General features: G+C 54.0%; 5 protein-coding genes and 1 rRNA gene. All 6 read left to right on the top strand.

Going from position 1 to position 7,816, the window contains the following annotated elements; genetic code table 11:
• Positions 1-88, top strand: a 5S ribosomal RNA gene (gene rrf, locus IDH45_RS31850); the annotation flags it as partial.
• A gap of 556 nt (positions 89-644) precedes the next feature.
• On the top strand, positions 645-1,448 hold the full coding sequence (locus IDH45_RS31845) for an alpha/beta hydrolase (protein WP_190932188.1): 804 nt from the start codon (positions 645-647) through the stop codon (positions 1,446-1,448).
• Between the two features lie 201 nt (positions 1,449-1,649).
• Complete coding sequence (locus tag IDH45_RS31840) at positions 1,650-3,050, top strand: extracellular solute-binding protein (protein WP_190932187.1); 1,401 nt, start codon at positions 1,650-1,652, stop codon at positions 3,048-3,050.
• A gap of 214 nt (positions 3,051-3,264) precedes the next feature.
• On the top strand, positions 3,265-5,016 hold the full coding sequence (locus tag IDH45_RS31835) for a polysaccharide deacetylase family protein (RefSeq protein ID WP_190932186.1): 1,752 nt from the start codon (positions 3,265-3,267) through the stop codon (positions 5,014-5,016).
• 433 nt (positions 5,017-5,449) lie between these two features.
• Entirely contained in the window at positions 5,450-5,734 is a 285-nt protein-coding gene (locus IDH45_RS31830; RefSeq protein WP_190932185.1) for a hypothetical protein, read from the top strand.
• A 43-nt stretch (positions 5,735-5,777) separates the two neighbouring features.
• On the top strand, positions 5,778-7,436 hold the full coding sequence (locus tag IDH45_RS31825) for a MutS-related protein (RefSeq protein WP_190932184.1): 1,659 nt from the start codon (positions 5,778-5,780) through the stop codon (positions 7,434-7,436).
• Positions 7,437-7,816 lie beyond the last annotated feature (380 nt).

The raw sequence follows: 7,816 nt of genomic DNA, 5'->3' as shown, positions 1-7,816 counted from the left end.
CGTTCCCATCCCGAACACGACCGTTAAGCCCTCCAGCGCCGATGGTACTTGGACCGCAGGGTCCTGGGAGAGTAGGACGTTGCCAAGCGGTAAAGCCGATTGTTTCGCAATGATGCGAGATGATCGGTTTTTTTATGTACTGGAATCTATATAGGAATCTTTAAGTTCTATACCGTGGTGTAGTGTACATGAGACTCCCTACTTGCCCGAACTTGGGTTGACCCGCGATTGCCCCCGCCACGTACTGGGAGCCGCACACGGCCCAGTTCCCATAAGAGCGGTTTGTACCGCTTATTTTTCCAAAAACTGAGCTTGGTGTGTTCATACGAGCGGTTTGCAGCTGCTAAATCGCTCCAAAGTACGGATTTCCTACAAAGTCGCTGAAATAAGAGGTAGAAACCGCTTCTATTTCGTGTAAATAAAGTATCATTTACCTAATAAGAGGTTCAAATAGCTCGTATTCCGGGATGAGGCTCGATAGACACCTTTGCTCCCACTCCCCGTGTATCAGTTGCGGGTTTGTCGGCCTGATTTGCCTCTAAACAAGCCATACTATACGTCATGCCCGTTTTTCCTAAATCGGGACGAGCCTGATATAATAAAACGTAGGAAGAACCAACTCGGAATTTGGAGCGTGATTGAAAATGCCTGTCCAGCCGGTTCCTTTTTTCTCGGGAGCTTTATATGCCAGAAAGTCGTGCTTTGTTTACTTGCCTTCGAGTTATGAGAGTACGGACCGGGAATATCCGGTGGTTTATCTGCTTCACGGCATGTACGGCAGCGAAAGCGACTGGCTGCTGAAGGGAAACGCTGAGGCAACGCTTAACCGGATGATGGAAGCCGGCGAGCTCGGAGAAAGCATTGTTGTATTCCCTAACGACGGAGGGTACGGCCAAGGTACGTTTTATATCGATTGGTATGACGGAACGGGGAATTTCGAGCAATATATAGTAGACGATCTCGTACCGTTCATCGATGAAACGTTTCGGACGATCAAGGACAAGAAATACCGGTACGTCGGCGGATTATCCATGGGAGGCTTCGGAGCATTCTCGCTCGCGCTGCGCAAGCCGGACGTATTCGGGGCTGCGGCCAGCTTGTCCGGAGCGCTCGGTTCCCTCCGTCTGATGCCCTACCCGAATTTCGCGCGATCCGAGTTTCCTCGGATGTTCGGGCCCCGGCACGGCGAGCGGGTCCAATCTCACGATCTGCTGCTGCTGACTGCCGCGCTGCAGACATCCGGTGAGCGCCCGCATCTGTATTTCGATTGCGGGAAAGAAGACTATTTGTACGAATACAACGCCGCCTTCAACCGGCATCTGGATGAGATCCGTTACCCGCACCTTTATACGGAATACACGGGCGAGCATAATTGGGCTTACTGGACGGAGCATTTGCCGGATGCGCTGCGGTTTTTCGAAACGTGCCGAGTAGAGGCGGGGCTGTAGGCTCGCATGTTGCATGATCGGGAAGGCTGCCCTGCGGATTGGGCGGCCTTTCTTGGTCCATGCAGCATCATCGTAAAGGTGCGGCCGCGGCTAAGGCTGCGGAGCAGATGTCGCGTTGCTGGACACGATTGCAAAAATTGATCATAATAGAAACGATATGGCATTATTCGACTTTAACTATCCGGTAATGGAGGATTTCCTTTGACTAACGGGGTCCGGAGAACGACGTTCAGGGAGCGCTACGCCTATCTTCTCGACCATATACGAACGAAAATTTCGTCCGGCGAATGGCCGCCCGGCCAATATATTCCGGCGGAAAACGAACTGGCCCGGTTGTTTCAGCTGAGTCGTCCTTCCGTCCGAAAAGTATTAAACGAGCTCTCGGAAGAAGGGCTGATCCATACGATGCATGGCAAAGGCTCGGTCGTAACCGAAGCGGAGCCGGCTTGCACGTATTTAAATTTGTTTTGGGGCGTGCCGTCCTTCGAGTTTGAGACGGTTAACGAAATTGTCACCCGGTTTAATCAGGCGAATCCGTTCGTGAAGGTGGAGATCACGCAGGTCCCCCGGGAAACGATTCTGTCGGCGACGCAGGAAGGATCGTTTATGGGACGGGTGAAGCCGGACCTCGTCGGATTGCCGAATACGATGTTTTTTCAAATATCGGACGGCGAGCCGGACAAGCTGCTGAAGCCGATCACCCTCGAAGACCCGGACGATTTTTACGAAGCGTACAGACGGGCTTTCACCCATGAAGGCAAACTGTGGGCCGCCCCGATCATGTTCGCTCCGATCATTCTCGCTTACAACAAAACGATATTCGACAGGCTCGGCTTGTCGTATCCGGACGAGACCTGGACATGGGACGAGCTGCTGCAAGCGTCGCAAGCGCTAACCGAATACGACGGCGGGCAGGCGGAGCGGTACGGCTTCAGTTTTACGGCGTCGGCGAACCGCTGGCCTTTGTTCGTTTTGCAGAACGGAGGAGCTTTCGTGGAAGGCCGGCAGTTGCTCCCCGAAGACAGCCGTACTTGGGAGGCGCTGCAGTTTTCCGCCGATCTGATGTACAAGTATCAAGTGTCGCCGATTTATTCGACCGGACATGCGAAGACAGGGGAAGGATTGTTTTTGCGGGAGAAGGTCGGAATGATTCTGACGTCCTACACGTTTATGGAGCAGTTCCGGGATATCGACTTCGAGTGGGACTTTGTGCCGTTTCCGGGCAAAGTGGCGGACGCGGGGCTCGGCATCTGTTCCGGGATCGGCATCAGCTCGCACTGTACATCGGTGCATGCGGCCGAGCAGTTTATCCGCTACGTCACTTCCGAAACGGCTCAAGCTGATATGAAGCACCGCGTATGCTCGATTCCCGCCCGAAGAAGCGTGGCCGAGTCCCGTGATTTTCCGCATTATCCGCTTGCCGGGAAAAGATATTATTCATTTCAGAGCATCACGGAGCGGGCGCAGACGATCAAAGACTTCGGACTGACTTACAAGCAATTTATGGATCTCGATAATGAACTCGGGCTGCTATGGGCGAATGTGGAATCGGTGCAAGACGTATGGAGGACGCTTCGAGGCAAGTGGAACGTACACATGTAAATAAGCGAACAACGCAGCTGTACAGCCGGTATCGGCGAATGGCTGCTTTTTTTTGCGTTTACGGCGAATTGGCGGGGATGACCGGAAGGAGCCGCTTTATGGCCGGATCAAGTTTTTTTATATACACAAAGATGGAGTTACCGATTGACGGCTACCGAGCAAAGTACTATGATGTAAATAAGTTGTAAACAACATAGTGAAACGGGTGATTGTTATGATACATGTAATCTGGAACGAGAAGCGTGCGAACAAGGTATGGGAACAAGGACGAGACGTTTACGAGTCGTATTGGCCGGAGATGTTGAGGCAGGCGGGACTCGCTTACGAGACATGGACGCCTGAATCGTGGCTCGGTAAGCAGCCGGACGGGGTGACGATCGTAACCGGTCTGGACGATTCGGCGGACTGGCCGGCTGTTTTTCAGGCTTACTGCGCTCGGGGCAGCTCGCTGCTGGCTGTCGGGGGAACGCACGGTCTGGACGATGTTCTGGGTGTGAAGAACGTACGCGATATTCATGAAGGATGGATCGACTGGAACGGGGCGGCTTTGGCAGACGGCATGCACAGTTCATTCCACTTTTTCGGGTCGGCTCTGGTCCGGCCTAACGATGAAACAGAAGCGCACGGAACGATTACGCTCCGCAACGGAACGGACACGGCGCATCCCGCAATTACGCTGAAGCCGGCCTCCAGCGGGACGGCCGCTCTGTTCGCCGTTGATCTGGCTCGGACGTTCCGGCTCATTCAGCAGGGCGATACGGTCATGAAGGACGGAGTCCCTGCCGATGACGGAAGCGGAGCGATCGACGACGACATTTTGAAGGCGGACGACAGTATTGTGCTGGACTGGAAAAGAGACCGCGACTCGGTAGAGGACGGCGTGCCCTTTTTCCTGCATCCGATCGTCGATGAGTTCCGGCTTGTGCTGTTAAGGCTCGTTCACCGGCTGCACGAGAAGACGTCGCGTACCTTCGCCCAGGTTTGGTTTTGGCCGGAAGGGGTGGAGGCGGTCGGACATATTTCCCACGATACGGACGGCAACCTGGTCGAAGCCGCGAACATGATGATGGACCGATTAAATGAAGCGGACGTGAAAACGAGCTGGTGTGTCATTATGCCCGGTTATCCGGAGGATGTGTACGAGCGGGTTCTTGCTGACGGTCATGAGATGGCGTTCCATTACAATGCTGTGCCGCAAGAAGGCTGTTATTGGGACGAAGGGCTGTTCAACGAGCAGTTGAGCCAGCTGCAAAGCCAAATGGCTGGGATGGAGAACGGCGCCGAACGGATCTGGACGAACAAAAACCATTACTTGCGTTGGGAAGGCGACGTCCAGTTTTATAAATGGTGTGAAAAAGCCGGGATCGTCGTCGAGCAGAGCAAGGGCGGGACGAAGCAGGGCAATAAAGGATTTCTGGCCGGGACGTGTCACCCTTACTTGCCCGCCAGCGATGCAGCCGAGCATAACCGGATAATGAACGTATACAGCAATCCGACGCTCGCATGGGACCCCCCGGTACCGCTTCGCTGCACCTATCCGGAGGCGAAAGCGCTTGTCGACCGGTCCAAGGACGTTTACGGGGTCGCACATTTCTTGTATCACCCGGCTACCTTCAAGATGTATCCGGATGTCGGGCCGACCTTCGTCGAGTTGATTCGTTATGGCAAAGAGGCCGGTTTGCCTTGGTGGACGGCGCTGGATTTGTATAACTGGCTGGAACTGCGGAGAACGGTTGATGCACGCGTCGAAGCCGGTACGCTGCGGATTGTAGCGGGCAAAGCGTGTAAAGGGCTGACGGTGCTTCTGTCGGAAGGAAGCCTGTCAACGGATACGGCGGCTTCGCCCGGAGTGCGAAGCGTCAAGCCGGTCGAACGATTCGGAATCCGTCTGCAGGAGCTCGTGCTCGACGTGGAGCAGGGGGAGACGCTGATCGCGTTGCAGGGGGCAGTCGGAGCGACCGGGTAAGCGGTTATTCATCCGTTTCTCGCCGTCGGCGGGGGTGGACCATAATCTGCATTTGGACTTATATGTAAAAATGAAAGGAAAAGGGCGGCCTTCGGTCGTTCTTTTTCTTCTTATTAAGAAGCGGCCCCCACCTTCCCGGATCAGACGGCTTCGATAGCGCGGTGAGTATGGTTCCAACGGTTGCATAACGAACGATCCGCAGCTTTTCCGGATAAGAAAAGATCCCGGCTGCTTCCTGCTCGCAGCATCTATTTTCGCAGCCCTATGATATAATAAAAATGGTAAATGCAGGGTGGGTACGTCTGTTGCGGTATGGCGTGCTCATAACTTCCAGGCGAGGGAACGAACGAGAGGAGGAAATCCAATCAGAAACGGACCCCGAACCAGGCGACAGGCCATCCTGTACTCGTTCTTATCCATTCCGGATGAACCGATGCTGATTCATCCTCCCCGGCTTCGGCTGCTGCTTCGCTTATGGTTGCTTCTCGTGTATTTGTCCTTTCTTGTAATCGCCTCCAATGGCATCTTTATGTTCGTTACCGTGCCTTTTTCCGTTGTATTTGTGCATCATTATTATTTGCTCTCCAAAAGGTGGGGGCTGCACCGGTATTCGAAGAAGCTGCTGCATTCCATTACTATTGCGGTATGGCTCGTTACGTTGGTGTTTGTGGAGCAGGCGAGGGACGGGATTATGCAACTGCTATGGTTATATTTCTAGGAAACGGCGTCGCCTCGGATTGCCATTAGGGAGGTTGTATACCATGTCCATACCAGAGGAAATCAGTCTGCTTTATCCGCCGGGGGTTACCGAGCATAACGCCGGGCAGTTTCCAATGGACTCTGCGGTTGTAGGGGCGCTTGCGGCGGAGGCTGTATTCGCGGCAATGCGAAGCGTGTTCAAATTTAAACCGAATCAGAGTCATCCTGTCGTATACGGCACGGATCGGCTGGAGGTGATTCAATACAGGCTGGATGTCGTCGAGGATCTGATGGAGAACGAGCAGCTGTATCTGATGCTCCGGTCGCTTCACCCGGAACTTGAGGATATGAGAGAATTGTACACGGCCGACAAAGGCGGTGAGGCGGATACGGTCGCTTCGCTGAGCAGCGTTTCGGAAATCGAGGTGTACACGGAGCTGATCGAGAAATTATACGTTTTTTTCCAGCAGGATTCGGTCGTTCTGCGCTCGGACGGCATGAAGCGGTTTAAGGCCGCCATCCGCGATATTCACGAAAGCGAAACGTTTCGGCGGCTGAAGGCGGAATATGCGAAGATCAACTCGCGCATCCGGGATATTAAAAGTATTACCGTAGGCATTAATCTCGATACGAAATTCAATCCGGTAGAAGCGGGGATTGTCGATGTACATACCGAGCGATTTCAATCCGGCAACATTATCGATAAAATGCTGCGGATGGAATTCCGCGACAATGGCTACAACTGTCTGGCTCCGCTTGAAGTGGTCGGCAAGGGGCTGTCGCCGGACCGGGCGGCCGGTTTTCGGGCGGCTGTCAACAGTTCGCTCCAAATGGTGATGAAATCGACGCTTCGAAGCTGGAAGCCGGCTATCCGGGCGTACACGTCGGCGCATTCCAAGTTTCTGTACCGGCTGGCGGACGAGATCCGGTTTCTTGTCGGAGGCGTGTCGCTGCTTCGTCAGCTGGTCGCGGCGGGAGTGCCGGTATGCAAGCCGCAGGCGGAACCGAAAGAACAGCGGGCGTTTACGATGAACGGGTTGTATAACCCGGTTATTGCGCTGAATCGGGAGAGTACGCCAGACGAAGCGGCCGGCCTTAGTCCGGTGGTGCTGAATTCGATCCAATTTGACGAGAACGGCATGATATATATCGTTACCGGTCCCAATCAAGGAGGGAAGACCGTTTTTGTGCAGGCGGTCGGCATCGCTCAAATGCTGTTTCAGCTCGGTCTGTTCGTGCCCGCGTATTCGGCGGTGATGAGCCCGGTCGATGCGATCTATACTCATTTTCCGGAAGACAGCGACCGGCGTTCGACCGGCAGGTTCGGGGACGAGTGCCAGCGGCTGATGCGCATCTTCGAGAAGCTGACCCCGCACAGTCTCGTCTTGATGGATGAGACGTTCTCCAGTACGAGCGCCGCGGAAGCCACTTACATCGCCGAGCAGGTACTGCTCGGGATGAGGGCTTCGGGAAGCCGCGTCCTGTTCTGTACGCATCTGCATGATCTGGCCAAAAGCATCGACGAGCTTAACGGTCGTGCGGGTTATGCAGGCAGCCGGATCGACAGCCTGACGGCGGAGCTGGACACGGAGCAGGCGGAAAGCGGCGTCCGCAGCTACAAAATCACCCGTTCGCGCCCGGAAGGCAGCAGTTACGCGAGGCATATCGCCCAGAAGTACGGATTGACCTTGGAAAACTTGATCGGATCGTTGGCCCGGTAACCCGGGCCTTTTTGGTGATCAGAAAGTTTGTGTTCACCGCATTAAAACGAAGATGAGCCGGAATGTAAGCTAAACCATACTCTAACGGACATGGTGGAGGCTATTTCGCTAAAAAACAGTTTTTTTAATGTGTAACGATCACCACAGCGCTTATTTACTCCGAATCACCTCTAAAAGTAACATTTCTCACCAAATAGTTGCGTTCATGTCCGTTAGAAATCAAATCGATCGAAATTCACCGTAATAAAGGCTGCTGTGTCCGTCAGAGTTTTTGTTCCTATACACCGTTCACGACTTCCGCTCCCAACGTAGCCGATCCGTACGATATCGCTGTTCCCGCCGCTGATTATAGAGATAAATCCGTCCCGGCAGGTTGGTTT

Origin of the sequence: Paenibacillus oceani (genome assembly GCF_014705615.1) — a bacterium.
GTDB lineage: Bacteria > Bacillota > Bacilli > Paenibacillales > NBRC-103111 > Paenibacillus_AB > Paenibacillus_AB oceani.
Note: the sequence above shows the minus strand (reverse complement) of the source record. Positions and strands in the feature narration are given on the sequence as shown.